Origin of the sequence: Variovorax sp. SRS16, from assembly GCF_901827165.1 — a bacterium.
Taxonomy (GTDB): domain Bacteria; phylum Pseudomonadota; class Gammaproteobacteria; order Burkholderiales; family Burkholderiaceae_C; genus Variovorax.
In genome coordinates this window covers 412,224-437,773 of record NZ_LR594667.1, presented here as the reverse complement: position 1 = coordinate 437,773, position 25,550 = coordinate 412,224, and the positions used below count along the sequence as shown (strand labels likewise).

Genomic DNA, 25,550 nt, shown 5'->3' with positions numbered 1-25,550 from the left:
TTTTCATGCAGCTCACCCACCTCACCCTCCCCCGTACCCGCGAATCGGTCGCCGCCTATTCCCGCCTGGTTGCGAACAAATACGTGGAGCACCAGGCGCTCTGGTCCATGCTCCAGGCTCGACCGGATGCCTCCCGGGAGTTCCTCTACCGCACTGAAATCACGGATGACGGTCTCGAGGTCTACGTTTTGTCGCCGAAAGCGCTCTCGCCCGAGGGTCCATGGCGCGCCCGAACGCGCGAATACGCGCCCAAGGTACGGGCTGGCCAACTGGTGGGCTTCTCACTTCGGGTCAGTCCGACGGAGGATAAAGCCCAGGGGCTCAATGCTCGCAGCAAGCGGGTCGACATGGTGATGGACCGATATCAGGCCGCTGGCGGCGAGGTCGACGTTCAGACTATCGCGCAGGGGGTAGCGGCCGATTGGCTCGAACGCCGCGAGGAAAGCTCGGGTTTTCGGGTCGTGGACTGCTCTGCGGGAAACTACCGACGCTTCGACGTGACGAAGCGGGGCCAGCACATGACCAAGCTTTCCTACCTGGACATCACCGGTACCCTCGAGGTGCAAGACCCCGCTCGTTTCCTCACGAAGCTAGCCACGGGATACGGTAAGGCGAAGTTCGCCGGCTGTGGCTTGATGCTGCTTTCCGCACCGAAGTAACCCTTGCGCGGGCAGAGCCGACGGGGAGCCGCGGAGCCTGGTCGCAGAACGGCTGAAGGACTTGACGCCACTGCTAGGGCTGTTGAGGACAAGCTCGCGGGATTTCAAGTGACGCAGCGAGACCGTTCGCCGCAGCAATGGCGCGGCGCGTAGTCTGTCTGGCGTTAATTTCTCGATGCCCCTTCAGTCCTGCTCGACCTGGCGGCGCATTGTTCGTTGCGAGGCCAGCTCAGGGTGACATTCCTCCCCCCGCCAAGGCGGGGGGATTCCTACGTTTTAGGCCAGGCGCTGAGCGTGCACCTGTCCAGCGTGGTGGTCGTATCAGCCGCGCAAGTTGGGTGCTCGGGCGCCTGGCAAGAGCTGCGGGCTCCTATCGTGCGACCATGGCGTCCGCCTAATATCCCCGGCCTGAAGACGGTGGGTTTACGCGAGATGGTTGCTAAACCTCGCTCGGCATACACTACGTTCTACAAAGTCCGGCCCTTAAACGCAATTGAAGGTTATAGCTTTATAGAGTAAAGTATGTGTCCCGTATAAATCGAAGGACGCTAGTGCAAGAGATTCGTCTGCAAGGTTTGCTCGCCCAACAGTCCCGGCGGCACAAGGTGCTGAGCGTGACGGCGCTGCCCGGCCAACTGCGTGCCATAGCCCGGGTCGAACGCGTGGGTCGTGAAGAGGACGGGAAGCTGCGGGGTTTCCAGCGTCACCTTGTTGCCAAGCACATCCGAGAAATCAGTGAGTACCTTCAGGAAGGGCATGCCATCCTGCCAAACCCGGTCGTGATTGCCTTCGTCAAGGGCGCGCGGGTTGAGCAAGTTGCCGGCAAGCTCCATGAGCTGGTGGTCACGCTCCGTGACGGCGACGGGCCCGGCTTCGTGGTCGACGGCCAGCAGCGTCTCGAGGCGCTCGTGGCGAGCGGTCGAACAGACTTCGAGGTCTTCTGCTCGGTCCTCATCTGCGAGGACTACGCCGAGCTGCGGCGGCAGTTCGTGCTCATCAACAACACTCGGCCTCTACCCAAGCAGCTGGTCTACGAGCTTTTGCCAACAGTGTCGTCGTTGCCCAAGCGCATGAGCTCCCGGTCGTTCGGCTCCCAGGTTGTCGAGCAGCTCAACTATCGCGCCGACTCGTCGTTGCGCCGCGCGGTGAGCCAGCACACCAATCCCAAAGGCGTTGTGCGGGACACGGCGCTTCAGAAGCTCGTCATGTGCTCCCGCTCTGACGGCGCGCTTCGGGAAGCGCCGGCGGAGACCGCGGTCGCGCGCTCGGCTGACCTGGTCAGCGACTTCTTCTGGGCCGTCCGGGACACCTGGCCCTGCGCCTGGGACGAGCAGACCCCTCGGACCTCCCGGCTGGTCCACAGCGCCGGCATCATGGCGCTCGGCTTCGCCATGGACTACTTGCACGGCGTCGAGGGCGCCCGAACCAGGCAACAGTTCAGGGCCGGGCTGGAGCGCATCGCCAACGAATGCGCCTGGACGCACGGCTCCTGGCGGTTTTCGGTGGACGACGTTCGCCCTTGGAACCAAGTCCAGAACGCGGGTCGCGACGTATCCATCTTGGCCAACCACCTGGTGCGCAGCCTTAAGGAGACCGGGCGTCCACGCCGGCGCGCGGCGCGTGTGGGCATCCAGTCGGCCTTGGCTTGACAGCAAGGACCACGGGGCTGCACTCGCCCACCGTCTTCGTTGCCTGCTGCTCGCAAAAGTTGAAATCGGCTGCACCGGCGAGGGACTTGTACTGCTCGGACCTGTTCAGGAAGGCGCGCGCCTGGACTGAGCGGCAGACCGGGAGCTGGTACATCCTGTCCGCAAAGCATGGGCTCGTGCACCCGGACGAGCTTCTATCGCCCTACGACCAGTCTTTGAACGACCTCAGTGCGGCTGGTCGCAAGGCGTGGGCCCGGGAAGTGGAACGCCAGATGCAATCGGCCAGCCTCCGAGGAGAGGCCTGCGTCGTCCTCGCGGGGCGGGCCTACCGAGATGACTTGATGAGATTCCTGTCCACGAGGTTTGGCGACGTGCACGTCCCGCTCGCCGGGCTCGGCATTTTGTCGCAGAAGGCATGGCTGAAGCGGCGCCTGGCGCAGCAGGCGGCCGGGTTCGCGCAAGCAGCGTGATAACTTCGACAGAACGTTGAACAGAGGCACCATGGAAGAAGGCGAAGACAAGTACAGGGGATTTTTGGACAGGTCGTTCGACACGGCCTTCGAGGCGTTGCGCCTTCCTTTGCTGCCTTGGGTAGGCTCGGCCTTCCGAACGTCCGCCAAAAGGACCATCGTGCTGGGCGAAAGCCTCTATGTCTGGGGCTCGGCTGAGGAGTACGAGAGGAACCGCGAGAAAATTTCGGTCGTTGACAGCATGCGCTGGCGGCACCTGAGGATGGGCCTGTCGGACAGCTTTCCAAAGGGCAGCCGCAAGCGCGCATTCCTCGCGAATTTCGAGCGAGCCGTGTTCCTGAAGACACGGCCCTCCGCCGCGGAGCGGCAGAGGCTGTGGTCCGAGGTCGCCTACCTCAACTTGGTGCCACGGCTGCTGAATTCCCGCACGCATCGGCCGAAGGACGAGGACTTCGTGGCCGGCTGGAACCAGTTTTTTCCAGTGGCGGCCGCGCTAGAGGCTGAGCGTTGCATCGTCTATGGCACAGAGCCAAAGAAGATTGCCGCGCTTCGCGCAATGCCTGACGTGCAGATACTCGTGCAGGAGCGCCTACCTGCGATTGTCGACACCCGCCCGCTGCACATGCGGCTCGTGCACGGGGGACGGGAGCTGGAGCTCTTTTTCGTCCGCCACCCCAGCGCGTATTTTCCCTGGGACGAATGGGGGCCGGTACTTCGCAGCCGCGGTGTTTGGCTGGACTCCACTTCCGTCCCGCCGGCCCAAGTCGCTGAGCCCGCTTAAGGACCACACAAGCGGCCTTCCAATCGCGGGCTGAATCCCTTACGCTGGAACCTCGGGGCAGGAGGGTGCCCGCCACAGCGAGGAGAAGCTCGATGCATTTGTTCGGAACCGTGATGCCATTTCATCGGGCCGCCGGATGCCTAGCGCTTGTGGCGTCCGCAGCTCTTGCGACGGCCCAGCCGGCACCGACGGCGCCCCGCGGTCCCTCGGAGGAGGCTATGCGCGCCTTCCTTGCCCAGGGCAAATGGAGCACCACGGCTGATGACAACATCAGCGGGGAGTTGCTGCAGGCCGACTTCATCAAGACGCTGGTCGAGGCCTACGAGACGAATCCGACAGACGCGACCGCAATCGCCAATCTGTCGCTCATTCCCCTCGCCCTGGCGGTCGCCGAATGGGGCGTTTCGCCGACGACAGGCCTCCCGAAAGACCCAGCGCGGAGAAACTGGGAGGCGGTCGAGAGCACCGGGGACGGCAAGCACCTCATGAGCTATTCCAAGGGCGGCATTGGCGTCATGCACCAGGACTCGGGCGGCTTGGAAAAGCTCATGGGGTACCTTGAGAAAAACCATCCGGACGTCGTGCCGGCTGCGAACAAGAATGAATTCTTCAAGCTCAAGGGCGTCAACTTCGACAGGCTCTATGCCAGCGGCGGCCACTGCACGTCGCCCCTCACCGAAGTCAAGACGGACCTCGCGGGTGCAGCGTTCCAGCACGATGAACACCCAAGATTTGCCGGCAAGAAGTACTGCAGGGACTATTTCCGGAGCACGTTGAGTCCAAAGGACTGGCAGGTGTTTCGGCACGGCATGCGCGAGGCACTGCGTCGCGAGGACGTGCAGTTCCGCATCATGCGGGATTTTGCAAACAACGAATGGGCCTCGGCCTATCGGCTGGTGGTGACCGACGGCAAACACGACGTGCGGGAGGCGTTCATCCTCGCACGCATCTGGAATTCCAGCCCAAGGGGCGCCAGGTGCGCCTTCGGCCACGCAAAAGGGGCGACGGGTACCGCCGCTCGCATCCAAAAGGAACTCGAGGCCTACGCTGACGACGAAATTTGCCCCAAGGACGGCAAGGAACGAATGGTCGAGCGATGGCCGTACATGCGCCGTGCCGTGCTTGCGTACGACGCGTTCGCGAAAAAGCCACCGCCCTGACCAGCTTGCGGGCCGTCCTTCCCGAATCGAAAAAGCCCGCCTCCTCGAGAGGAAGCGGGCGGTAAATCATTCGGTCAGGCCGGCAGGGCCTTGAGCAAGTTGAACTTTGCCTCGGCGAGGCGCTTGAAGTCCTGTTTGGCGGACCTGAGCTGGATGCTGGCGCCAGTAGCGACGGCAAAGTCACGCAGCAAGTCGAGCGCGACGAGCTGCCGCAATGTATCGAACGCCGCGAGAACGTCGTGCACGCCCAGGCAAAGACCAGGCTTCACGTCCTTTGCGGCTTCAGCCAGGAATTGGGCGAAGGCGAACGCCATGCGCTCTCCCCTGCTCGCTTGCCACATGAACGCGCCGTGCGGGTTGCCACGATGGGTGACGCAGAGTCCCAGCACCGTGCGCCTCAGCCCGTAATCCAGGCCCATAAGGCGCCGGAAGATGACCTCCACGTGGTCCCAGACCTCGTCCGTGAACTCGTCGCCTCGGGACACGAGGGCCGGGCTGTCGTACCGACGCTCCGCCTCGCGGTAATCTAGGATGGGCCCAACCGTGAGGCCGGCCGACGCCTCGAGCTGTTCGGGCGTCGTCCCCAGCTGTTCGTACGGCTCCCGCACCAGGTGCAATTCCGGCCGTTCTGCCGCACGGGCGGCGCCGACCAAGGGCTGAAAGGGGTTTTGCAGCAAAAGCTGTGCCTGCGCAGGCGTGACCACCCGCTTCATGGCGTAGTTCCGGTCGTCGTTGACGATGTGGGCCCGCGCCACCAGGTACTCCGGTTGGTCGATGAGTTCCGACGGCCCGACGACGAACAGGTACAGGTTCTTCTTCGGGCTGTACTCGAAATGGTCCTTGCCGCACACGTGCTCCCAGAGCTGGCTGCGTGCGTATTCGACCTCCCCCTGGCTGCCAGCAAAGGAAAACACCTCCTCGGCAGCCACAATGTACGCGATGCCGTAGAAGGCGTCCAAGGCATAGAGCTCGGCGCGCAGGTGGTTGCCGATTCGGCTGTACGGAAGGCCTGCCTCCCGCAGGATGCCCTCGATTTCGTCGAGCCGATAGGGGGCTTCCGCGGCGGTGTCGTTTGCGTTCAAAAAACTTCTCCTGTGAGGTTGTCCTGCAACCGTCTAGCGAGAGCACGAGGGCTGGACGCCCTCTCAAAAATGTCAGCTTTGGCTTGCAATTTCGCCGCCGTCAGCCCAGTTGTAAGCTATGACTAGCAGCCCACGCGCATCCGCTAAGCTGGCCAACACCTTGGCTGGACCCGCACCGGCCCGCGGGTCGGGCCTCGAGATGGCTCCTTCCAATTCGCCGAAGCTTCGCTACGATATGCGCATGCGACGTAAAGACCCGATTCCACCGATGCCGTCCTTCGAGGAGCAGATGGAAGCCTACCGCGCGGAAAGCTGGCGGGTCTTCTGCGAACACCAACGTTCCCGCAATGCAATCGACCAGCGGCCTTGGTTCCCCTGGGCGGTCGTTGGCCTGGGGGCGAGTCTCGGCGCAGCCCTTGTTGCCTTGGCGGGCTGGCTCAAGGGCTAGACGGCGCTGCGGGCCCGCCGGCTCAGGCGGTCGCGGCCCTCTTGGCCTTGAAGGCAGCGATGACCGCCGGGTGGGCCATCCTTGTCAGCAAGGTTTCCCAGTCTCCGACGCCCACCAGACCCTTGACGAACGACGAGCTCGTCTGCGCCAGGCGGTCAGGCGTGATGAGGAATATGGTCTCGATTCTCGGGTCAATCGTTCGATTAAATTGGTTGATACCGAATTCGTAGTGAAAGTCGTTGCTGTTCCGGATGCCGCGGATGATGTGGGTCGCCCCTACCCTGCCGGCAAAGTTCACCAGCAGCTCGCTTTCATACGAAACCACCTCGATGCGGGCGTAGTCGGCCGGCGTGAGCTTTGACGACAGCACAGCCCGGATGAGCTCGAGGCGCTCGGTGAGCGAGAAATAAGTTTTCTTGTCCGGATTCACGCCGATGGCGACATAGAGCTTGTCGGTCAGCCGAAGGGCCTCCCGAATCACCCACAGGTGCCCCTTGGTCAGGGGGTCGAAGGTACCGGCGTAAACAGCGATGCGAGTCATTGGGCGGGAGCCACTGATTTCCAGCGGCAGATGAGAGAGTTGAGGTTTGCGCGCGCAGCTTCTTCAAGATGCGCGAACGTGGGGGTGAAGTAGACCTGGTCCCGCTCCAGGAAGGTCGTCAGCGCTTGAACGCGGCCACGGGCGAACTCCTGGTCGCCGTATCGCGAGAACTCATGTCGGATGGCCTGGTCGAACTGCTCGGCTGCGGCCGGGCCTTTGCCCAGGATGGTTAGGTCGATGTCCAGGAAGAGCTGCGCGTCGGCCAATGCGGCTGGACGCGACTGGAGGTAGCCCGAAGCGGGCTGATGGCCTTTGGTGGCGAGGATGAACTCGGCGGCGAGGGCGACCACGCTCGACCGCTGCTCGTGCTCGTAGAGGAGCGGGCTGCCGCTGCGCCGAAGCACGTCGCTCATGGCCTTCACGCTACGGGCCTCGTTGTCGCCATACCGGTCGTCGACCTCGTACACGTAGTCGTGGAACCAGATGGCGAGCGCGAGCGCCTTGGGATGGGACACATTGGAGCCAACCTGGTCCAGGCGTTCGAACATGGCATGCAGATGCGCCAGGGTGTGATAGCGGCGATGGGGCTGAGAGTAGGCTGCGACCAGCTCCGGCCAGGCATCGGCTACGCCCAGGTCGCAAAGCGCGCGGTCCCGGAGGTCACCGATGCGGATGGCCTCGACGAGGCGCGCCAGTTGTTCGGGTACGTCGTCGCGCCCCGTATCGACGGCCTGGTCGGCCAGGGCAACCTTGGCGGCAGTGCTCAGCTGGGCGGCCCGGATGGCAGCAATCTTGCCGGCTGAGGCCTTATCCCGGGCAGCTACGCGCTTAACCTGGGTCTCCTGGTCACAGTGCACCGTGACGCAGAGGTCGACGTGCCCCAGTGGCCACGCTGCCTCGAAGTAGAGGGGGAACTCGATAAGAAGGTTCGGGTGCGCCTGCAGGGCATCGGTGAGCCGTTCCTGTAGGGCGGGGATGGACCGGGCCTCGAGCTGCCGGCGAAGCTCGGGCTGGGCGAAAACGATGTCGGAGACTTGCTTGCGGTCGGTCGTGCCGAATTCCTTGTCCAGGAACGCAAGAAAGTGGTCGTCCCGGTAGAGCCCGTCAACTTCCTTGTCGAAATCCAGCAGCTTGTATTGGGGCAGCGCCTTGCAAAGCTGCGCGGCAACCGTCGACTTCCCTGAGCCGATGGTGCCGGTGATGATGACGTGCATGTCTTGGAGGGTCCTCTTGTAAGAAGCATTTTAGCACGAAGCGCGCCCACTGCAATTTAGATTTCGATGTAATTGCTGTTTAGAGCCGCAGGCAGCGCGGGCTAAATAGTTCGGCTAGACGCGTGTTTGGAGCACACGTGGCCGAAGGACACATCTACCTCGCGAGAAGCAGCAGCTACCCCGGGATGGTGAAGGCGGGCTTTACGACCCGCGCACCTGAAGAAGCGCACCGGCCATGTCGACCTGGACATCGACTACACGGATGTCACGCGCCACACGGACGAGGCAGCGAACGAATCGCGTTCGGACGATGTGACCTTCGGGGCTTTGGCGGCAAGGCAAACTCGCGAAGTCTTTGAACACCCGATTCACCCGCCAGGTACCGAGGTGGCCACCACCAACATCCTCACTATCGATGGTTCTCGAGTGGAAACTCGCTCTTCCGTCTACGAACTCCTCTGATTCGAATCCGCACCCGCCGCAGCTTTCGCTCGGCGGGTTTTTCGTGTGAGGTTCTGAGGTACCTGGGCATGACCGGCTTGGCGGTGTTTAGAGGCCGGGGGCCGGAGGCGGCCCTGTGCGCCCGGGTCCTATACCGGAAAGAACCATTTCTTTCCACAGAGGACATCTGCCATGAGCACCATCACCATCAACGCTTCCCAGCGACTCTTCGTGTTGCCAAGCGGCCGCGGCTTCAGTTGCCTCGGGTTCGACGTCACGTTCAAGCGCTTGCGCCAGTTCGCCAGCCTGCTTGGCCTGGCCTCCCCGAACGAGGCCGACATCGGCACCCTCGCACAGTACCAGCTGTACGAGGCCGCTCAAAGCGCCTACATTGCCACCAAGCCAACCACAACCCTGTTCGACCCGGACACCCCGGTGAAGGTCCAGGCGGTGCTGGAGGCGTACCGGCAGCATGGCGGCCGCCTGCGGCTGTTCATGGGCGACGCGTTGACAGGACGAGACTGGCTCGAGGAGCACGACGTTATCGGAACGGTCGGCCGGTCCATGGGCCCCATCCGGGCGCCACTGCTGATTAGCCGGCGGAATTCCCACGGCGGAGGCGCCATCCTGACGGCATGCATCGTCCGCATCATCGACGTTGCAAGCAAGCAGGAGCTGTACCGGCACCCAGCCTATCGGGTTCCGAACTTGGTGCGCCACGCCTCGAAGGAGCCTGGCTACGCCGCATCGGTCAGCGTCGACGGTGAGCTGCAAGCCAGCTTCAAGTCCGACGCCAAGGCCGACAAGTGGATTGCCTTCATGCAAGGCCATCGCATGACGCCCAACTGAGGACGAGCGCCTTGTCTCACCGAGTACTGACGTCGCAACAGACCGAGCGGCTTCGCCAGCTCGACTTCGTCATCGAATGCACCGCGGGTGACCCCGAGGAGTTCGAACGCGCCGTTGCCAGCAAAACCGCCTACCTCGAGTCGCAAGGACTCGACCGGACGGACTTTATCAATTGCGGCCGTCAAGGCTAAAGGAATCAACGATGCCCCAAGGAAATCACCTTTTTTACATCCGCGACAACAACCCCGACGGCGAGAACCTGGACCTGCTGGTCGTCGCCCCGGACAAGGCGCAGGCCGTGGCGTTCTGGACGCAGCACTTCGAGCTGCCCGAGGGTTCTGCCCCCGAGTGGGTCGGTGCCGTACCGGGCGTCGCGCCCACAACCGCCGAGCCGGGCGCCATCGACTGGGAAGCCATCCGGATGGACTGACGGTCTGCCGTCATAGCCTCGGGCCTTCATTCCTCCAGCCCCTTCTGTGCGCGCACCGAAGGGGTTTTCTATAGCCGGGACGCATCGCCTATACGAAATAGGACAAACCCACCTTGCAAGGACAATGAGCTCTCGAATCTTCAATCCCGCGGCCGTTTTCGGTCACAGTTTCGCCCTCGTCAAGGTCGGAGGCACCACCGTCAATGGTAAGGATGCGCATCTGTACGCAACCACGGCCCAAAAAATCTCTGGAGTGCTGAGTGGCTCGTTCACTTGCCGTGATGACGACCTGCTGAATGCAGTCAAGGCGCTCCCCTGCGCAAACCTGATGGTGCAAGCCACCGTCGGCGACTACCTCTACTTCGAGAAGATGCCGTATGCACAACTTCTTGACGTCCTGGTCGCGATGGCTGCCTTCGGCGTTGTCGGCAAGGACTTGCTCGCAGAACAGGTTCAGGTTCACGCTCAAGGCGGCCACCCTGGGTACCAGCAGGCGACCACCGAATTCGAGGGCCGCGCTTTGACTTTCCTCGACGGCTTGCGCTCGGGCAGGCTCATCCCGTGCCTCGGCGCGAGCCTCACCAAGCCAGCCAAGGTGGTCAACGGCCCGACGCGCGGCGTGCTTCTTACTGGTGACAAGCGCCAGCTGCACGTCTACCCGGACCCCTTCGACGCCCGCTACGCGACCATCATGCAGCTGGGCACAGCCTGGCAATACAGCGAGCTCGCGGGCGTGCGCAATGCCGCCTTCGAGTATTTCGAGCCCCTGGGCCTGCGCCCGTGGCTGAGGTCTCCGACCTGATTTCCTGAAACCCGCCTGCAGCGCACGCTGTCGGCGGGTTCCTTTTAGGTGATGCGGGCGGATAAACGTGGTTGCTTCACAGAGGCATGTCTGGGGTCCGCCCGGCAAAAACCACCCGTCAACCTCACAGGAAATGCCATGGCAATCGTCAAGAAGCTCAAGTTCACCAAGCCGCAACTGAAGAAGTTCGCGCGGCTGTTCCGCAACGCCCGCATCCGCGCGCGAGTGACCCAACTGCAGGTCGCACAGGCCGCATTCGATTACAAAATTTCACATTGTAAAATCAGCCGCGTGGAGCGTGCAGCGATGCCCAACGTGGATGCGCATTGCCTCGAACGCATGGCCAATGTGCTGAGTGTGCCGCGCGCCGAGCTGATTGCCATCGACCCGCAGTTCCGCAAGCGCGCCAACGTGGTACGCGCCGCGACGCGCCAGGGTTTCTGGGATGTGCCGGCGAAGCTACTCCACCCGGTATGACCGTCACGCCGCCTGATGGCGGCCATCGGCCGAAAGGGCAGAATCAATTTCGCCCGAATCGCCGCTCCGTACCTTTCGGAGCGGCGATTTGTTTTACAAAGCCGTGAGCCATCGCTGCGCTATTGGCTAGCACCCAGCTTGGTGCCATCGGCAAAAACTACCTGCTCCGGTACGAAGCGGGTCGTGAATTTCCCCTCCTCCAGGTTCCAGACCGCCTTGTGTTCATCGAGGAACTGGTTGTAGTCGCGGCTGCCCTCCCATACGAGCGCCTGGCTGGGCGCAATGTTCTCGGCCACAGCGAAGGCGACGGAGCCAACACGCTTGCCGAAGATGTCAACAAACTCGAGCACGCCCTTCACGCCTCTGATTGGCTTGTCGCCGCCATTGCGAATGCCAATCTTGAAGACTTGCTCCTGGCTGTATCGGCGCTGCTCGTAGTTTGGTGCGAGCTCTTTCTTTTCGAGAAGCGTCACCGTGACAATCCTGTTGAGCGCAGCCGCAGCCTCTTCCTGTTCCTTGCGCAGCTTCTCCTTGAGCGCCTGCTCCTCAGCCGCCTTTACCGCCTGCTGAGCCGCAAAAGCCTTTTGCTGGTCGATGGCCTGGCCGACCGTGGTGCCGAGGGGCATCGTCTTGCCGCCGAATGCCTCGCCCATCTTGGCGCGCACCAGATAGGCCGCTAGGGCCGCGCGGTCATCGTCTGAAAGCTTCTGAATCTTTGGCAGCAGGTCCTTCTCCCAGGTCGCGGAATCCGCTGGGATGATGGCGTCCTTCGGCTGTGAACAGGCGGCAAGGAATGCCACCAGGGCGAGCGGAAGCAGGAAACGTGTTCTCAGGTGCATGGGACGCCGCCAGGGGGATTAGGGTCTTTGAGCTTAGGGGCGGGGCCTCGCTTTTGTCTGTGGCCAATTTCTCGGTTGCTCGCAATTCGTGCACTCACGGCTTCAAGAGATTCTTCAACGCCTCGAGCGTGCGCCCGCTGTCGGGAGCCATTGCCAGGGTTGAAAGCGCTTGCGCGATTGCCGGGCGGTCCCCATCGTTCACCTCGTGCAGCGCGACGGCCAGGCTCTCCACCAAGCCGGGCACGTCAAGGCCAGCAGGTCGCAATGCGGCGGCGGCATCGCCCGAAGATTGAGGGCCCTGTAGGGCAGGCGTGGCACCGACCGGGTCGCCCTCCAGCGCCAATCCCTCGGAAAGCTCTTTCAGGGCCTTCTCGATGGCCGGATGAAGGTGGCCAGGAAGTTCCGAGCGCCAAGCAAATCCCTCGGGCCAGGACTCGACCCAGTCGCGGAACCGCCTAGGGCCCTTCCGGTCAGGATGGGTTGGAGCGAACAGCTTGGCGCAGGGATGGTCGATGAGCTCGGGCCATATCAGGTGCCAATCGCTTTGCCGCAAGTCCCAGCGCATGACCGCACTCTCCGGCCAGTGCGGTTGAGTAGGGGCGTTATCCACCCAATAATGGACCTGGCGGCCTGGCCTCGCAGGGTCGTCGCGCCAGCGGCACTCGTACCGCTTCGCATGAGGGATTTCAGGGTGCTCCTCTACGGAGGGTCGGGCATTGGCGAGGGTCATGCCTCATCATGCCATCGCGGCTATGCGTCCCGACTTCCGGGGAAAGCCCTCGGCGACCTTGCCCGTGCCGCAATGCGGTAACTTACCGACATGTGCAACCGCTACACGCCGGCCACAGGCCGCCACCCTGCTTTTGCGACCATGCTTGCCGTCTCCTCCGACCTGCTCGAGCCGGTCCGCGTGACCATCGGACCGCGAGGGCAAGGTCGATTCCTGCGCCCAGGCCCAGGTTCGGATGCTGTCGTCGAAGTGGAGGGGCAGTGGGGAATGATTCGCCCCGGCTCCGCTACCCGCTTCGAACTGGCAGAGGACGGTCGCCCCAAAATGACCAACAACGCCCGCAGCGAGACCATGGCGCGGCTCCCAACCTTCCGAGATGCATGGAAAAACGGGCAGCGCTGCCTCATCCCTGTTTGGGGGTACGACGAGCCAAACTGGGAGTCGGGGCAGAACCAGTGGTGGCAGGTCAGCAACCCCAAGGAGACCGAGCCCCTGGCGCTTGCCGGCCTGTGGTCAGAGTGGACGGACCCCGAGTCGGGAGAACTTGTTCCCAACTTCACGATGCCAACCGTCAACGTCGACGGGCACCCCCTGCTGGCACGCTTCCACCGACCTGACCCTAGGCGTCCCCTGGACAAGCAGGACAAGCGCGCGGTGGTCGCCCTGCCGAAGAGCGCGTGGAAGACCTGGCTGTTTGGCACCAACGAGGAGGCCTTGGCTGTGCTGCAGGTGCAGCCGGCCGAAGCCCTGGCAGCGAGGGCGCTCCCGGCGCCGCCTCGGAAAACAACTTCTAGACAGAAGCAAGACACGCCGCCGGCCGATACGGGGTCGCTGTTCTGAGGTACCCGGAGGATTGACTAGGCGCTGCGTGGCCGGATTGGGCGGGACCCTTCGACGGCTCCGAGGTTGAGCTCGAGTTGCGGCGACCGCGTAGGAGGTGTCATTGAAATCCGACTCGAGCGTCTCCTACCGAGCAAAGCAGCTCGTTGCGGCTCGACCTTGAGCTCGAACTTGCCGGGGGCCTCCTCGACGAACAGCAGCTCATCCCCCTGGCGCAGATGGAGAGCGTCGCGAATCGCGGTCGGAATGGTCACGCGGCCGCGAGTCTGAACTGTAACTGTGTGCTGCATTGGGCCTCCCCAGTCGCCGGAACAGATTGCCGTCACTGCACAGATGGGGTCAAACCTTTGTTTATCCACGATTCGGCCTTGCCTGACGGGGTGGGGGTTACACCTTCAGATGCCGCGCCACCTGCCCACGTTCAGTGCTAGGACCGGCTGTTGGCGCGCTGAGGGCCGCTGTCGGCGATTGCGCGCTGCGCACGGGGAATTGGCACAGCAACTTTCCCGCAGCTGGGGCCTGTGTTGAGCGAGAAGGCTTCTTCATGCCTGGTTAGGGGTGCGAGACAGCCACGATTGCTGCCAGGGGCAAAGAAAAGAGCCCGCAGATGCGGGCTCTCGAAATCAGACGTCCAATCGAGCGACGATGGAGGAGACGACGCCGGCAAGGTCCATAACGTCGGACGAAGCGCGGCCGCGCAGCTCTTCAATATCCCGGGTCCAGACCTCGGAGCTGTAGTTGAGCGGAACCTGAGTGGCCACGGTGTCTCCAAGCCGCGCGTCGACAACATTCAACAGCATTCCATGCCCGAACTTCAGACACCGACTCGGTGCTATGTTAGCGAGGTCCTCGGTCGGCTGTTCGTCGTCCTCGGCCTGGCGGAGCTCCAAGGTGACCTGGATGCGGTCCTCGACCGGACCAGGTCGCATGGGATTTTCGAGCACGGTGATTCCAACGCTGAAGTCATCAGAGTTGGTATCGGGTTGCGGCACCGAAATGCTGTATGAACTGTCACCTAGTGCGCGCTCGAGCATATCTCGGAGCTCCATCAAGGTGCTGCGGCACTGGGCCTCGACTTGCGCCCAGGCCCTCGTGTAGTCGCGAACGCGGGGAGTCTGGCGGCCGGCCGCCTTGCTGGTCGGCGCATTTTCTGTGCCCTTGAGACTGGCTGACATCGTCTGCCAGTCCTTGTGGCCCTCGACGATAGCGACCATGTCGAGCAGCTTGCGGTTGTCGAGCGTGACGCCTTCGTTCGTCAGAAACGAGGCGAGCTTGCGCGCCGCGTCCTTCGGTTGCGGTTTTCTAACCATGAGTTGTCCTTTTGTCTGCGCAAAGGCGCGCAGGATGTGGTGGGGTTGCTCTCGTTACCGACCGGCGCCTTCGCGAAAAGCAAAAGTGGGTCTGGACTGATGTCCTGCTAGCCGAGCTTGAGCCGTGCCCGTGAGGGTGAGAGCGGCAAGAGGGTCGGGGCCTCTAATTCAGTCTAGCACCGCGCCCTTGGCGCGCCCGCCTGGGCTGGCGCCCGGCGGGAACTCGCGCTAGTTCCGCGGCACGCGCTGGACGCAGAGTGCCAAGCGCTCGTCCCCGCCCCATGCTTGGTAGGCAGCCTTGGCCTTCTCGACCGTGGCGGCCTCGTTCTTGTGGTCATAGGCCACAGACGCGTCCTTGAAGTACACCCACAGCACGTCCCGGGTGTCGACCTGGCCGGCGTAACGTTCGCTGCGCTTGATGTCGTCCTTCAGGGGGAGTCCTGCTGCGAGCCGCGCCAGCGCGACGCTGGCCTCGCCGATTCGTGGGCCGGCGTCCCCGACGACAAAGGGCACGGCAATGCGCCGGTTCACGTTGTAGGCCACACCGAAGCTGCCCATCTTCACGCCCTCGGCGATAACGGTCTTTGGCACGACACCTGCAGGAACGCGCAGCGGGTTCACATATCGAGACTGTTCGGTCTTGTCCGCGATGGTTTCGTCCGCAAGCGCCGTCGGCGACACGTAGAAGCCTGAGCCGTCTTTCTGCTTGACCGGCACGACCGCGGACACGGCGTTCTTGCCGACCTTGACTGAGCCGGTTCCGAGGATGCCGAACCAGTTGATGGCACCGACAGACGGGGACTTCCAGCCGGCAGCGCCGATGCGCTCGAAGTCCTGCATGAACCGCCCGGTGCAGGTTTGATTGTCCTCAGAGGCGTTGTACGACGTGCCGTCTGGGAGGTAGGGCCGCCCGGCATTGCAGAGGTGAATAAGCGCACCCGCAGCGGCGTTCTTTGGATGGTAGGCCCTCGCGTACCCGTCGATGTTGATGTTCATTTTGGCAAAGGCTGCGATGCCGCCATCCGTCAGCACCCAGGAGCGCGGGACGTTGCCCAGGTCTGTTCGCTGCGACCCCTCGCAATCGGCGCCGAAAGCGGGCGATAGCCCCAAGGTGAGCGCTAGCGCCACCGCGCCGGCCGAGTTCATGAAAACGTCGTTCTCTGCCGTCATCTCCGCCTCCAGCCCTGTTAGAGGAGCGCATGCTACGACGACGGCGGCTGAAGTGGAATCCCAGGACGGCTGGCCCGGCAAACTTGGGCGGGCGTCACCGCGGCCGCCGGCGTCAGAACTTGGTCTTCTGTGCCGTCGCGACCTCGCAGCTGCCGGTGGCCAGAACGTTCCCCGGCTCCGTGCCGTGCATCGCCCGCAGCTCGAACTTGCCCGTCTTCCGGTTCACCACCACCCGGTAGGTAGAGGTCTGGGCACGAACGTCCTCCTCAGTCACCTGCGAGTTTCCTATCCAACGGTCATTCATCTGCACAACCCCCTCACGCTGTGAGAATCGCACGCCAACAGGGTAGTCTTCCCCGCTGCGCCGCTTGCCCTCGCAGTCAAGCTCGGTTAGTGCTGGGACGTCCGCGGTCCGCATCAAGCGCTTCGCAACCTGCTCTTCCTTCGCGGGCTCGCGGGCTACCTCGCAGCCGAAGGAGGCTTGAGCCTGATATGAGCTCGGGACCTTTCTGCCACCGAGACCTTTCGCAGCGAGGTCTGCCTGCGCTGCGCGCTCGTGGTCGGCAATCGATTCGTATGTCAGCTGCTGCGGCTTGAATTCCGTCTCCGACCCCTCGACCTGCATCCAGTCCCACTTGGGAGGTGCGTTGACGTCCGGTTCCTTGTTCATGCCTACAGCAACCAGGCTCATGCGCCGAGGCTGGTTGCAGTCAAAAAAGGTTGTGTAGCTCTGCGTATTCAGGCCGCTTGCACCCCTGCCGGTGTCTTGTGATATCGATTGAACACCGACGTAGCGCCCCCCTTGGAGACCACCCTCAAGCACACGCGCGAAGACTATTCGTCCCTCAAGCTGCATGAGTGGTCGGAACTGGCCGCCGCCACTCGACTGGGCCGACGCGCTGCCCGCCAGGGCAGCGAACCAGAGAGCAGTTGCCCGATATATTGTCCGCATTCCTCGATACTCCTTAAACGGTTTCCTTACGCCATTTTAGCAGGCAGGCTCGGCTCGCTCGCCATCGCTGCGCGCATTCCTGTCGGACCCCGACCTAAAACGAATAAGCAATTTTAGGCGCACTATGCTATACTCTATCTCGTCCATCGAGAACAACAGCATGACCGCCATCCCCCTTCCCCGTCGCGAAGCTCTCGCAGATGACACACAAATCGAGTTCGTCGATGCCTACGTGGCGTTCGACGACGCCGAGGGCACGATGGAGCTCACCCCGGAGGGACGTGCCTACTACGGGCGCTGGTTCAAGCGCTTCGGGCTTCGCCTTGACGACAGCGACGCCGAGGGCTTCGTGAAGACCGTCATGTTCATCAATCGCGAAAGCGGGCTCCTGCGCGCAGACCGCTTGCTGGCGCTTATCGCGAGCGGCGACCTCTCCCCCGAGGAGAAGGCCGTTTGGAGCCACTACATCGAGGGAGACTTCGAGTCGTTCGCGACGGGCCTGGCGAAGATTGCCAACAAAATAGAGGCCGTTCCGAGCAACGTTGTCGAGTTGTTCAGCGCCCGCCGCGTCGCCTCCCAACCCTAGAACAGTTGATGAACCAGCCGCCTGCTGACATGACGCCGGCCGAAATGGCACGCGCCACCCGGCACGCCAGGCAACGCGTGGACGACTTGCTTCGAGCGGCGCGGGACATCGAGCTCGATGCGCGGGAAGCCGAGCGACTTGCGCGGCAGGAGTGCCGGGCGTGCTTCTACCGAACTCGGCTTGCGGGGGCCGCCATGACGGTCCAAGCGTGCATGTGTTGCCAGATGGACCAGGTGTACGGCAGCCGCGCCACTTCGGTGCTCTGCATCCCCTGCGCCAAGGAAGGCGGCCTGTGCCGGCGTTGCGGGGGCGACGTCGCGATGGACACAGGGCGCGCCGATTGGCCCAGCCCGCGTACGGAGAAGGCTTCGGATGAGTCGGCCCAATAGGCTATCGGAGCGGAACACGAAAAAAGGCCCACCGCTTAGGGTGGGCCTTGGAATCAGTGAACTGATTTTGGGTTCCGGGAGGAGAGCTCTGCGAGGTACGACCGCGCAATGACATCCCCTTGGAGAGACTTGAGACGCAGAGCGCCGCAAGCTTCCACCGCCAGCTGTCGAGCCTTGCTTCGCAGCTTGCTCCTCAGAAGCGCCATGGCAGCGGTGTGCATGGTGACAAGGGACTGGGAAGGTGTCCCCCGGCCGTACACAACGTCCTCCAGCGCACGACTGTTGAGCGTCGGCAGGTAGATGTTGAGGCGCGCGAGCGCGCTTTGTGCGTGGTCTATATTCAAAGAAACTCTCCTAAACGTTTAAGAAAGCCCTCATGCCAGATGTGAATCTGGCACTGCGGGTCAGTGCCAGATAGCTAGTCCGACAAACCGTCTAGCAACCACTTGCTAGCGCCTTGAAGGACACACAGGAAAATGAGCGATGACCATCGAGTACGTCTTTTTTGGTGAGCTCGAAGTCTCCGCGAAGGAGCTCACCAAGCCTGCGCCGGAAGCGCCGGCATCGGAGCACGCTGACTACCAGCGCGCGCTGGGGCTGTATGCGCTTCAGAGTGAACAGCGCAACCCGCAATGCGGCCGCTGTTCGAGTCGCGTCGTCCTTGCAAAGCGGGCGAACGGCGCGCCGTACTTCATGCACAACGGCCATGACGACAAACATCGCGGAACCAGTCAGGAGGAAGCGTGTGTCTGGTACACGGGGGGAGCGGCACGCGCAAAAGCAGAGCTGCCCCGGTGGAGTGCGGCGAACAGGGTGGATTCGTCCTTGCTCCCAGGCCCGAGCCACGGCATTGAGCGAACCCGCAACTGGCTCCGCGCGGGGCTTCGCGCATTGGCCAAATCTGTTGCCAATTCGGAGGCCGACTTCGAGGCGCAGCAGGGCCGGGCGCGGCGGGGCGGCTTCAAGGGCCTGATGGGCATCCCCAAATCGGCTCTGGCCTCGGCCAGCGTAGCCCCTTACGGTCTTCCCGGCCTTCCAGTCACCGGCGCGCCGCGAGGGCTGCTTGCGGGGTTCCTGGGGCTGCCCGGTCGCACCGGCGCTCTGCCCGGCAGTGTGATGGCCGCGCTCGAGAAATGGACCCCGACCGCTGAGGGCGTTCTCCAGCAGCGGCGCTTGGTCACCCTGAAGGAGACCCTCTTGAACCCGCTCCTGCGAGAGGAGCTGGCTCTCTTTTTTCAGCTGTGCTGCGAGATGGCCTGCCGTGCGAAGGCAAGGGACCAGAAAATTGGTGCTCGGGCGCTCTCCTTGCGGGCGAAGCGTGAGCTCGAGCTCGCCCGTGGGCTGTCCAAACCTCCGGAGCTCGCTTTGGTCACCGCAACCTTTGGGACCAGCGAAGAGGCGCGCTCAGTCTTCGAGATGGCCAGGAACGTGCACCGCGACGACCGGCCGGCCTACGACGCTCTGGTGGCACCCGCTATCAGTGCCCTCTCCGTACTGCTGGAGACCTTCCCTTTCCTGGAGGCTCAGAAGGAGCGCATGGTGGAAACAATGGGGTCCGAGGCGGCGGACAAGGCGCGCTTCATCTACCTCGTCGTGCGCCCTGAGGCTCCCAACGTCGCCAAGGTCGGGATGACCAAGGACCTGGTGGGCCTCGTCGAGCAGCTGTCCGGCAGGCAAGGTGCGCGGCGCGTGCAGCTCGTCGAGGCGGCGCTCTGCTACGACTGGACCCGTACGGAGACCGCGGTACGGAAAGCGCTTGAGCACAAGACAGGCGGCGTCATCTCCGTGGACCCCGAGCAGCCTGAAGCGCGCGAGTGGATTGAGTGGGAGAACCGCCCTCCTCTCCCCGTCCTCGCCAAGACATTCGCTGCCGTGGCAACCCGGGTGGCCGCGGAAATCGCCGTGAGCCAGAGGGCGCTGCCGGCGCACTGATGCACGTGAAGCTGAGGTCGTCGAGAGGTCCATCCTGAGCCGCCGTGGGACGGGGTACACACTCAGAATGCTTCCGGACCTCGTCCATCCCTTGAGGGGCGTACGGGCGGCCTGCCCAGGCACTTCCTTTCTAGCGCGAGGCGGCTGCCAGGCCGACCGTACGCCCAAGAAAGGAAACGCCCGCAGGCGCAACCCTTCCCGGACTTCTGCGAGCGGCGCAAATGCCAAGCGCGAGCACCGCGACCGGACGAAAAAGCACCCCGCCAGCCGAAGCTAGTGGGGTGCGTTCAATCAGGTCGCGCGGTCAGCTGTGACAGCTATCAGCCGAACATCTTCGACATGCGGTCTGCAAAGACCACACGCGCAGCGACGACCTTGCCGAGTTGCGGCTCAGTGACGACCGACAGGGGGTAAGTGCCGTCGCCGTCGAACGTGCGCGTGACAAATCCGATGGCGCCAGGAACCTGGCCCATGGGGTAAGGGTTCTTGTGCTCCCAAGAATCCGCCAGGCACTCCGTCGCGTCGGTACAGCGGCTGTAAAAGGTGCCGTCCTCGTACGCGAACTCTTCGGGTGCCGTAGGGTAGTGGGCTCCGTCAAAGAATCCGACCTGTCCGCTGTCGACGCCGATGGCTGCGCACTGATGAAAGAGCGCTTTGTCGGCAGCCTGCGCCTCGAAGTCTTCGTGCATCACGGTGATTTCAGCACAGCAGAAGCCGTTGAAGCCGTCTCGAAACACGACGCGCGCCTTCCAGGCTCCATCCACGGCACCAAGGGAGGTGCCGTCAGACGCTTTCTTGTAGCAGGGGTCGCTCACATGCATCCGTGTGTCGGAGAGCATGAAGCCCCCAACATCGCGCACGAATTCGTCTCGGAGGGGAATGGAGCGGGGGCGGTCGTACTCGACGCCTGCGACCTCGAACACCAGCTTGTCCGGCTCGCCTTCCTTTGCCTCGACCTTTGCGAAGTAGTCGAAAGTATGCTGAACGCCACGCAGGAAGTGGCGCCAGCTGGTGAACGGAATCTCGAACGTCGTCGCCTCGGTCTCCGAAATCAGGAGCCAGGGGTCTTCCAGCACCATGACCGGGTAGCCGCCGTTCAAGGCGTTGTGCAATGGCGAGAACTTCGCCACGGGAGGAATCGTCAGGTGTACCTGCGCTTCGTTGAACTCAATCTTGATTTTCACGGGCTATCCTTGTTAAATTTCCTGCATCCTGTAGGTACAGCAAGGTTCCTTGCCCCCAGCGCGCTAAAAGGAAAAGTCCCTGAACTGCGAAGCTCAGGGACCGGGGAAGATGGTTTCAGTAGGCGCGGCGGCGACCGCGCTGTGCGTGCTGCCGGTACCAGGGCTTGTTCTCGGCTTCGGGGGCGTAGAGTTCCAGGCGCGGCACTTCGATGGCTTTGATGGCCTCTGCCAATTGGCGTTGAACCAGAAAGGCGTCGTCGACCACAAGGGTGCGGCAGCGCGTGCGCGGGGCGCCGGCAAGGACGGAGATGTGCGCCCCGTCTACGGAGTTGGCCTCGAGTGCCCGTCGAATCCGCTCGACGTGCGTTGAGTCGTGAAGGTCGCCGACGACCAAAACACGGATTTCACCGCGCTCCTGCGACGCGAGGGCCTGCGTAGCGTGTTCGACGATTTGGGTGTCCAGCCGTGCTGCCTGGTCCTTCAGGGGCAGGAAGCACCGGGAGGCGACGGAGGCGGCCGCGCTGGCATTGTCCAGCTCAACGATGATGGGGGCGTCCCGATTGGTCATGCGATTTCCTAAGGTGTCCAAACCAATGTGTAGCGACGGGCGCCCGGGCGTTCTTCATAATGCGGACCTTTGTTCTGAGCCCCGCCCCCTCTGATGAGCGCCGCCGATTTCCTGCTGTCCCCTGGAGTTCAGAAGCTCCTGACCGTCCTTTACGCCCATCCGGGCCAACAGTTCTCCCCTCTTGAACTCGCCAAGACCTGCAAGCTCGACACCGACGAGCTGGAGGGCACGCTCGGCCACTTGCTTAGCAGCGGCGTGCTGACGAAGTGCAAGCCAGCGGAGGACCAGGCCGAGCAAGTCACGGCCAACGTCTCGTTCGTGTTTTACCAAGAGCTGCGCACCATCGCGCTGAAGTCATTCGCTGCAGCCGAGCCCCTTCGTGCGATGCTGCGCTCGAAGTTCAAAGAGTCGGTTCTTCGTGCTTTCATCCTGGGTGAGGCCGGCGCGGCCGGCACCCTCGAGCTCTTGATTGTTCACGGCAAAGTCGCACCCGACCAGGCCGCGCTGGCCGCGGCCTTGCAGAAAGTCGTGAAGGCCATCTCGCGCCAGTTGCAGGTTCACGTACTGTCGCACGGCGAATTCCGCGGCCTGGGACCGCGGGACGCGCTCACGCGCAAGCTTGCCAGCAAATCCTCGTTCGAAATCGTCGCTCTTGGAGACACCAAGGCCGAAGTGCCGACCGAGCGGGTGAGCCTCCTCCGGAGGGCAACGAAGCGGCTCGCGTCACTCGCCGCGTAGCATCGCCCCGCATGCCGCCAGATTCAAGCCGCGTATCCCTTTCGGTCCCGCTCACAACCCTAGCCTCTACACAATGCGCTCTTCGATAGCTCTTCCACACGCTCTCGTATCCGTCGTGTCCCAGTACGTAGCACAGGAGGAGCCGAGGCTACCTGTCACTTACACGTGGCAGTTTCGAGACGACACGCTGTTGAAGCACCTGGGTCTTCGGGTCGCCGGAAGCAACGCGTATACGCGGAATCTTGACCTGAAAAGCCAGCTGACCCGTGAATGGAAGGCCAACCCGGGACAGCATGACGCCATCGGCGACTACTACGTGCGGGTGTGGGGCGGCATCAAGCGAAACCTTCCAGGCACCGTTCCCGCGTACGTCCAGACCATCGCAAAAGGGAAGGTGCCGGACTTCAAGGGCATCGCATCGTGGTCCAAGGTTGCAGCCGCCGCCGACCCCGAAGCGGCCGCCATATTCGACGCGCGGGTGGCGGTCTCGCTGAACGCTCTCCAGGTGCTCGCCGGCCCGGCAAGAGGTTTGGCGTTCCCGGTTCTTGCCAGCCAAAACGGCGTCATCAAGCGGACCGGCCCTCAGCTCAAGGAGCACGGGTTGGCAGGCGGGTGGAGCCCGCTTGCGGAAAGCCAAGTGTTCCCGACCTATCTTGCCCTGCTGCAACATGCGGCTGCGGGGCTTAAGGGGCCGCTTGCTCTCGCGCGGGCCGAGATGGTGCTGTTTGCGATGGCTGAGGACCTCGCCACACGGGCGGAAGCGCAGCTTGGCCCTTGAAGGGTCGTGCGGGGGCGAAGCTATACGGGGCAGGAAACACCAAAAGGAAACCATGGCTGCAAACATCACCGTCACATTCCCGCCCGAAGCGCGTATCGATGCCATCGGGGCGGCATTCGCGATATCGGCAGGCTCGCCTTTTCACCTCAGCGAAGCTGCGGGCGCGCGCTACCCCCGCGTGCCGAGCCTTCGCGTCAGCGTCCGTCCGGACTGCGTCGGGATGGCACACGTGGAGCTGCGTACTGGCACCGGCGACATCCTCGCGGCGTCGTACCACTTCGAGTTCGGCAAGAAGGGGGAACGCGGCATGCTGCTTCCGTTCGACGCACGTTGGCTTGCGCTGGCGCTGGCGGTTGTCGCTCAGCTCGGTGGGAGCGTCGCCGTGGACACCGCGGCCGGCGTATCCAAGGAAGTTCTGAGCGTCCCGACGCGTTGGCCCGAAGACCCAGAGGACGAAGGATTTGCCCAACTTCAGGAGCTGGTGCTTGCGATACCGCACATCTCAGCTGACGACATCGACCGGGCGGAGCCGCTTCTCCGTCAATAGGCCTCCTCCCGTCACTTCACGAGCCCGTCCTTGCGACGGGCTTTTTCTTGCCTGGGTACCGCCAGCCGAAAGGGTAAAAGGGCGGACGGTACCGAGGGAGAAATGCACAAATCTATAGGCAGGGTCGGCACTTGTACCAGCCAGGCCAACCTCATTAGCAATAAATGCTTACAATGCCTCGGCACAATCAATGAGCCCAATGTCCTCTTCAACATACAGCCAACCTTTAACGAGCTCGGACCAGAGCAAGATTTTCATCTTCGGTCTGCTGCTGGTGCCTAGCTTGTTTTTTGTCGGCATCATCCCGGTTCTCTTCCTCGCCTTCGGAGTCTGGATGCTAAAAAAGAACGCGGACTTCTCTCACATGGAGACTGCGGTTCGAAATTTCCGGGGCTACTGGTTTATCGTGTTCGCCGGCTGCGCGCTGTTCGCGGCGGGAAATGTGCTCAGGGTATGGGAAGGCAATCTGGACAAATGGGACCGCAGCTACGCCGTTGAATCGGCCTTTGCCTGGGGGGTCGCCGCGTCTATAGCGTTCGGCTACTTCACCCTCGTAAAGGTGCTCTTCCTGAATCCGATGCGAGGCCATGAGAGGTGGATTGAGGCCAACGGCATCTTCACTTCGAAGTCGAAGGCCGCCGTGCCAGCTGCCAAGCAGGCCGACGTGAATATCGTTCATGGGGGAGGGCTGTCGCCGTCCTACTCTGTCGCCGACGAGCTCATCAAGTGGAGCAAGCTAAAGGACGATGGCCACGTCACCCTCGACCAGTACAACGCCGCCAAAGACAAGCTCCTCGCCAGTCCGAACAGGTAGCCAAGTAACCAAATGGCCTTGGGCCGGGCCTACGGCGAGCTCTGTACCGCCGCGTGGGCCCCTGCGGCGGCGGCACGGCCTCAGCCAACTTCGCTAAAGGCCCTTACCCACCATCTTGCGCCGGTCTGCGTGGGGGAAAAATCCGCAAGCGTGGCGGCGTGACGTCTCTAGACGCCTCAGGACACTAACCTGAACGAAAGAGAACATGCCGCTGTATCGCGCCACCTTCGAACGAACAAACTGGGGCTTTCGGCCCCCACTGAAGCAGTCCTCCGACGTGCTGCTGCAAACGGACATCCCCTACGATGATGACAACTTGGCCGCCTTCGAGGAGGCACTCTGGGTGGCCATGCGGGAGCAGAACCCTCACTGGTGCAACCCGGCGGGGCCGAAAGGTGCCGCAATGGGCTGGTCCAGCGTTATGGGCTCCGGCAAGGTCGAGCGGGTCGACGAGGATGCGCACATGGCCGTTGTCTGGCACATCCCTCAGAGCGCATGGCTCAAGGCGGATGGCGAGACCGCGACGGTGGACGTCGACGAGGCCGGCCGCTTCTCATCTGCGCAAATCCTCGAGCTGCAGGCAAAGTACCCGGGCGAGCGCTATTCGATGGTCATGCCCAAGCTGCTGGCAGAAGTCTATCGCGGCCCAGCGCCGAAGGATGGTTGCGGAGGCTGGGAGCTCCAGGTCCGCTTCGATGAGTTCGTCGTCTGGGGATGCGGTCCTCGCCGCCCGGATGGACGCGGGGCCTTCGAGACGGTGACGCTGGCCAAAACCGGCGGGGGTTTGCTCTCCATGGAGTTCGAGCTGCCGGAACACACCGAATACCGTCCGGACCCTCAGGTGTACGAGCGCAAGAGCTCATGGGCTTGGCGCTTCATCCACGGAGGCGTGGGGTTCGGTGAACCCTGGAATCTCGCCGAGGGCCCTGAAGAGGCGGTCACCGCCGCACGGGAGATTGGCGTCAAGGAGATGCGCCGTGACGGTCACCACTATTGTTGGATGTTCCTGGCCTCAAAGCACGCCGTGAACCTCAAGGACACTCGCTCGGGCCCTGCGCCCACCTGTATCTTCGACTGAAGTCATTCCCTGCGCCAGCCCTCACCGGCTGGCGCCTTTTTTCGTCCCCACGGACGTGAAAAAGACCTCCGGAGAGGTCTTGGAATGAGGCA

General features: G+C 63.0%; 29 protein-coding genes. 18 read left to right on the top strand and 11 right to left on the bottom strand.

All coding sequences use genetic code 11. The annotated features are described in order from the left end of the window. Positions 1 to 5: 5 nt before the first annotated feature. The 5 genes from cas6e to E5P2_RS30205 all read left to right on the top strand — a co-directional run bounded on the left by cas6e (position 6) and on the right by E5P2_RS30205 (position 4,719). Positions 6 to 659, top strand: coding sequence for a type I-E CRISPR-associated protein Cas6/Cse3/CasE (cas6e, locus tag E5P2_RS30225; protein WP_146039555.1), 654 nt, complete (start codon positions 6 to 8; stop codon positions 657 to 659). A 551-nt stretch (positions 660 to 1,210) separates the two neighbouring features. Continuing rightward, positions 1,211 to 2,308, top strand: coding sequence for a DGQHR domain-containing protein DpdB (gene dbpB / locus E5P2_RS30220; protein WP_162570915.1), 1,098 nt, complete (start codon positions 1,211 to 1,213; stop codon positions 2,306 to 2,308). Further along, positions 2,305 to 2,778 (top strand): DUF6884 domain-containing protein, encoded by a 474-nt coding sequence (locus tag E5P2_RS30215; RefSeq protein ID WP_332105935.1) that lies wholly within the window; start codon positions 2,305 to 2,307, stop codon positions 2,776 to 2,778. The genes dbpB and E5P2_RS30215 overlap by 4 nt, the downstream gene beginning before the upstream one ends. A 31-nt stretch (positions 2,779 to 2,809) precedes the next feature. Then, positions 2,810 to 3,559 carry a hypothetical protein gene (locus E5P2_RS30210; protein ID WP_068674103.1) on the top strand — a complete coding sequence of 250 codons (750 nt, stop codon included), beginning with the start codon at positions 2,810 to 2,812 and terminating at the stop codon, positions 3,557 to 3,559. A 218-nt stretch (positions 3,560 to 3,777) separates the two neighbouring features. Further along, complete coding sequence (locus E5P2_RS30205; protein ID WP_068674105.1) at positions 3,778 to 4,719, top strand: hypothetical protein; 942 nt, start codon at positions 3,778 to 3,780, stop codon at positions 4,717 to 4,719. A 74-nt stretch (positions 4,720 to 4,793) separates the two neighbouring features. Here E5P2_RS30205 and E5P2_RS30200 read toward each other — a convergent pair whose 3' ends face one another. Further along, complete coding sequence (locus E5P2_RS30200) at positions 4,794 to 5,801, bottom strand: hypothetical protein (RefSeq protein WP_068674107.1); 1,008 nt, start codon at positions 5,799 to 5,801, stop codon at positions 4,794 to 4,796. A gap of 241 nt (positions 5,802 to 6,042) precedes the next feature. On the opposite strand from E5P2_RS30200, the gene E5P2_RS30195 reads away from it, so the two are divergent. Next, positions 6,043 to 6,249, top strand: a complete 207-nt coding sequence (locus E5P2_RS30195) for a hypothetical protein (RefSeq protein ID WP_146039551.1) — start codon at positions 6,043 to 6,045, stop codon at positions 6,247 to 6,249. A 22-nt stretch (positions 6,250 to 6,271) separates the two neighbouring features. Here the strand turns inward: E5P2_RS30195 and coaD are convergent, their stop codons facing one another. Then, the gene (coaD, locus tag E5P2_RS30190; protein ID WP_068674111.1) at positions 6,272 to 6,790 is read right to left on the bottom strand and encodes a pantetheine-phosphate adenylyltransferase; all 519 of its coding nucleotides are present in this window, start codon (positions 6,788 to 6,790) and stop codon (positions 6,272 to 6,274) included. Next, positions 6,787 to 8,004 carry a dephospho-CoA kinase gene (locus tag E5P2_RS30185; protein WP_068674112.1) on the bottom strand — a complete coding sequence of 406 codons (1,218 nt, stop codon included), beginning with the start codon at positions 8,002 to 8,004 and terminating at the stop codon, positions 6,787 to 6,789. Before E5P2_RS30185 ends, coaD begins: the two co-directional genes overlap by 4 nt. 633 nt (positions 8,005 to 8,637) lie before the next feature. Here E5P2_RS30185 and E5P2_RS30180 point away from each other — a divergent pair. From E5P2_RS30180 to E5P2_RS30165, 4 genes are all read left to right on the top strand, one after another. Beyond that, entirely contained in the window at positions 8,638 to 9,294 is a 657-nt protein-coding gene (locus E5P2_RS30180; RefSeq protein WP_068674114.1) for a hypothetical protein, read from the top strand. Positions 9,295 to 9,496: 202 nt separating this feature from the next. Then, on the top strand, positions 9,497 to 9,724 hold the full coding sequence (locus E5P2_RS30175; protein WP_068674118.1) for a hypothetical protein: 228 nt from the start codon (positions 9,497 to 9,499) through the stop codon (positions 9,722 to 9,724). Between the two features lie 124 nt (positions 9,725 to 9,848). Next, positions 9,849 to 10,526, top strand: coding sequence for a hypothetical protein (locus E5P2_RS30170; protein WP_068674121.1), 678 nt, complete (start codon positions 9,849 to 9,851; stop codon positions 10,524 to 10,526). A 138-nt stretch (positions 10,527 to 10,664) separates the two neighbouring features. Continuing rightward, the gene (locus E5P2_RS30165) at positions 10,665 to 11,003 is read left to right on the top strand and encodes a helix-turn-helix domain-containing protein (RefSeq protein WP_068674123.1); all 339 of its coding nucleotides are present in this window, start codon (positions 10,665 to 10,667) and stop codon (positions 11,001 to 11,003) included. Positions 11,004 to 11,122: 119 nt separating this feature from the next. Here E5P2_RS30165 and E5P2_RS30160 read toward each other — a convergent pair whose 3' ends face one another. Continuing rightward, positions 11,123 to 11,842 (bottom strand): hypothetical protein, encoded by a 720-nt coding sequence (locus E5P2_RS30160; RefSeq protein ID WP_068674125.1) that lies wholly within the window; start codon positions 11,840 to 11,842, stop codon positions 11,123 to 11,125. 94 nt (positions 11,843 to 11,936) lie between these two features. Then, the gene (locus E5P2_RS30155; protein ID WP_162570914.1) at positions 11,937 to 12,407 is read right to left on the bottom strand and encodes a hypothetical protein; all 471 of its coding nucleotides are present in this window, start codon (positions 12,405 to 12,407) and stop codon (positions 11,937 to 11,939) included. Between the two features lie 255 nt (positions 12,408 to 12,662). On the opposite strand from E5P2_RS30155, the gene E5P2_RS30150 reads away from it, so the two are divergent. After that, on the top strand, positions 12,663 to 13,412 hold the full coding sequence (locus E5P2_RS30150; protein ID WP_162577723.1) for an SOS response-associated peptidase family protein: 750 nt from the start codon (positions 12,663 to 12,665) through the stop codon (positions 13,410 to 13,412). 17 nt (positions 13,413 to 13,429) lie between these two features. On the opposite strand, the gene E5P2_RS38415 is transcribed toward E5P2_RS30150, so the two are convergent. From E5P2_RS38415 to E5P2_RS30130, 4 genes are all read right to left on the bottom strand, one after another. Beyond that, entirely contained in the window at positions 13,430 to 13,702 is a 273-nt protein-coding gene (locus E5P2_RS38415) for an AbrB/MazE/SpoVT family DNA-binding domain-containing protein (RefSeq protein WP_443083218.1), read from the bottom strand. Between the two features lie 333 nt (positions 13,703 to 14,035). Then, on the bottom strand, positions 14,036 to 14,722 hold the full coding sequence (locus tag E5P2_RS30140) for a glyoxalase superfamily protein (protein WP_162570911.1): 687 nt from the start codon (positions 14,720 to 14,722) through the stop codon (positions 14,036 to 14,038). Between the two features lie 228 nt (positions 14,723 to 14,950). Then, positions 14,951 to 15,892, bottom strand: a complete 942-nt coding sequence (locus E5P2_RS30135; protein ID WP_068674134.1) for a glycoside hydrolase family 75 protein — start codon at positions 15,890 to 15,892, stop codon at positions 14,951 to 14,953. 112 nt (positions 15,893 to 16,004) lie between these two features. After that, positions 16,005 to 16,583, bottom strand: coding sequence for a hypothetical protein (locus E5P2_RS30130; RefSeq protein ID WP_162570910.1), 579 nt, complete (start codon positions 16,581 to 16,583; stop codon positions 16,005 to 16,007). 421 nt (positions 16,584 to 17,004) lie between these two features. Between E5P2_RS30130 and E5P2_RS30125 the strand changes: the two genes are divergently transcribed. Together E5P2_RS30125 and E5P2_RS30115 are read left to right on the top strand one after the other, a co-directional pair. Then, positions 17,005 to 17,430: a hypothetical protein gene (locus tag E5P2_RS30125; protein WP_162570909.1), complete on the top strand. Its 426-nt coding sequence runs from the start codon at positions 17,005 to 17,007 to the stop codon at positions 17,428 to 17,430. A gap of 872 nt (positions 17,431 to 18,302) precedes the next feature. Beyond that, on the top strand, positions 18,303 to 19,751 hold the full coding sequence (locus tag E5P2_RS30115) for a hypothetical protein (RefSeq protein ID WP_162570907.1): 1,449 nt from the start codon (positions 18,303 to 18,305) through the stop codon (positions 19,749 to 19,751). Positions 19,752 to 20,071: 320 nt separating this feature from the next. On the opposite strand, the gene E5P2_RS30110 is transcribed toward E5P2_RS30115, so the two are convergent. Beyond that, a complete protein-coding gene (locus E5P2_RS30110) occupies positions 20,072 to 20,935 on the bottom strand; it encodes a hypothetical protein (protein ID WP_162570906.1) in 864 nt (287 codons plus the stop codon). A 115-nt stretch (positions 20,936 to 21,050) separates the two neighbouring features. Next, positions 21,051 to 21,503, bottom strand: coding sequence for a hypothetical protein (locus E5P2_RS30105; protein WP_162570905.1), 453 nt, complete (start codon positions 21,501 to 21,503; stop codon positions 21,051 to 21,053). A 93-nt stretch (positions 21,504 to 21,596) separates the two neighbouring features. Between E5P2_RS30105 and E5P2_RS30100 the strand changes: the two genes are divergently transcribed. The 5 genes from E5P2_RS30100 to E5P2_RS30080 all read left to right on the top strand — a co-directional run bounded on the left by E5P2_RS30100 (position 21,597) and on the right by E5P2_RS30080 (position 25,458). Further along, the gene (locus tag E5P2_RS30100) at positions 21,597 to 22,241 is read left to right on the top strand and encodes a hypothetical protein (RefSeq protein ID WP_162570904.1); all 645 of its coding nucleotides are present in this window, start codon (positions 21,597 to 21,599) and stop codon (positions 22,239 to 22,241) included. A 190-nt stretch (positions 22,242 to 22,431) separates the two neighbouring features. Next, positions 22,432 to 23,019: a hypothetical protein gene (locus E5P2_RS30095; RefSeq protein WP_146039547.1), complete on the top strand. Its 588-nt coding sequence runs from the start codon at positions 22,432 to 22,434 to the stop codon at positions 23,017 to 23,019. A gap of 52 nt (positions 23,020 to 23,071) precedes the next feature. Beyond that, complete coding sequence (locus tag E5P2_RS30090) at positions 23,072 to 23,566, top strand: hypothetical protein (protein WP_162570903.1); 495 nt, start codon at positions 23,072 to 23,074, stop codon at positions 23,564 to 23,566. A 199-nt stretch (positions 23,567 to 23,765) separates the two neighbouring features. Beyond that, on the top strand, positions 23,766 to 24,380 hold the full coding sequence (locus E5P2_RS30085) for a hypothetical protein (protein WP_068674155.1): 615 nt from the start codon (positions 23,766 to 23,768) through the stop codon (positions 24,378 to 24,380). A 205-nt stretch (positions 24,381 to 24,585) separates the two neighbouring features. Then, positions 24,586 to 25,458, top strand: a complete 873-nt coding sequence (locus E5P2_RS30080) for a hypothetical protein (protein ID WP_162570902.1) — start codon at positions 24,586 to 24,588, stop codon at positions 25,456 to 25,458. Positions 25,459 to 25,550 lie beyond the last annotated feature (92 nt).

Coding starts and splice junctions, on each gene's coding strand:
- E5P2_RS30105 (WP_162570905.1), bottom strand. CDS start 21,503: ATGACCAATCGGGACGCCCCCATCATCGTTGAGCTGGACAATGCCAGC.
- E5P2_RS30195 (WP_146039551.1), top strand. CDS start 6,043: ATGCGACGTAAAGACCCGATTCCACCGATGCCGTCCTTCGAGGAGCAG.
- E5P2_RS30170 (WP_068674121.1), top strand. CDS start 9,849: ATGAGCTCTCGAATCTTCAATCCCGCGGCCGTTTTCGGTCACAGTTTC.
- E5P2_RS30175 (WP_068674118.1), top strand. CDS start 9,497: ATGCCCCAAGGAAATCACCTTTTTTACATCCGCGACAACAACCCCGAC.
- E5P2_RS30085 (WP_068674155.1), top strand. CDS start 23,766: ATGTCCTCTTCAACATACAGCCAACCTTTAACGAGCTCGGACCAGAGC.
- E5P2_RS30165 (WP_068674123.1), top strand. CDS start 10,665: ATGGCAATCGTCAAGAAGCTCAAGTTCACCAAGCCGCAACTGAAGAAG.
- coaD (WP_068674111.1), bottom strand. CDS start 6,790: ATGACTCGCATCGCTGTTTACGCCGGTACCTTCGACCCCCTGACCAAG.
- E5P2_RS30130 (WP_162570910.1), bottom strand. CDS start 16,583: ATGAGCCTGGTTGCTGTAGGCATGAACAAGGAACCGGACGTCAACGCA.
- E5P2_RS30155 (WP_162570914.1), bottom strand. CDS start 12,407: ATGCGCTGGGACTTGCGGCAAAGCGATTGGCACCTGATATGGCCCGAG.
- E5P2_RS30090 (WP_162570903.1), top strand. CDS start 23,072: ATGGCTGCAAACATCACCGTCACATTCCCGCCCGAAGCGCGTATCGAT.
- E5P2_RS30205 (WP_068674105.1), top strand. CDS start 3,778: ATGCGCGCCTTCCTTGCCCAGGGCAAATGGAGCACCACGGCTGATGAC.
- E5P2_RS30160 (WP_068674125.1), bottom strand. CDS start 11,842: ATGCACCTGAGAACACGTTTCCTGCTTCCGCTCGCCCTGGTGGCATTC.
- E5P2_RS30100 (WP_162570904.1), top strand. CDS start 21,597: ATGAGCGCCGCCGATTTCCTGCTGTCCCCTGGAGTTCAGAAGCTCCTG.
- cas6e (WP_146039555.1), top strand. CDS start 6: ATGCAGCTCACCCACCTCACCCTCCCCCGTACCCGCGAATCGGTCGCC.
- E5P2_RS30185 (WP_068674112.1), bottom strand. CDS start 8,004: ATGCACGTCATCATCACCGGCACCATCGGCTCAGGGAAGTCGACGGTT.
- E5P2_RS30115 (WP_162570907.1), top strand. CDS start 18,303: ATGACCATCGAGTACGTCTTTTTTGGTGAGCTCGAAGTCTCCGCGAAG.
- E5P2_RS30140 (WP_162570911.1), bottom strand. CDS start 14,722: ATGGTTAGAAAACCGCAACCGAAGGACGCGGCGCGCAAGCTCGCCTCG.
- E5P2_RS30150 (WP_162577723.1), top strand. CDS start 12,663: ATGTGCAACCGCTACACGCCGGCCACAGGCCGCCACCCTGCTTTTGCG.
- E5P2_RS30080 (WP_162570902.1), top strand. CDS start 24,586: ATGCCGCTGTATCGCGCCACCTTCGAACGAACAAACTGGGGCTTTCGG.
- E5P2_RS30180 (WP_068674114.1), top strand. CDS start 8,638: ATGAGCACCATCACCATCAACGCTTCCCAGCGACTCTTCGTGTTGCCA.
- E5P2_RS30210 (WP_068674103.1), top strand. CDS start 2,810: ATGGAAGAAGGCGAAGACAAGTACAGGGGATTTTTGGACAGGTCGTTC.
- E5P2_RS30125 (WP_162570909.1), top strand. CDS start 17,005: ATGACCGCCATCCCCCTTCCCCGTCGCGAAGCTCTCGCAGATGACACA.
- E5P2_RS30135 (WP_068674134.1), bottom strand. CDS start 15,892: ATGACGGCAGAGAACGACGTTTTCATGAACTCGGCCGGCGCGGTGGCG.
- E5P2_RS38415 (WP_443083218.1), bottom strand. CDS start 13,702: ATGCAGCACACAGTTACAGTTCAGACTCGCGGCCGCGTGACCATTCCG.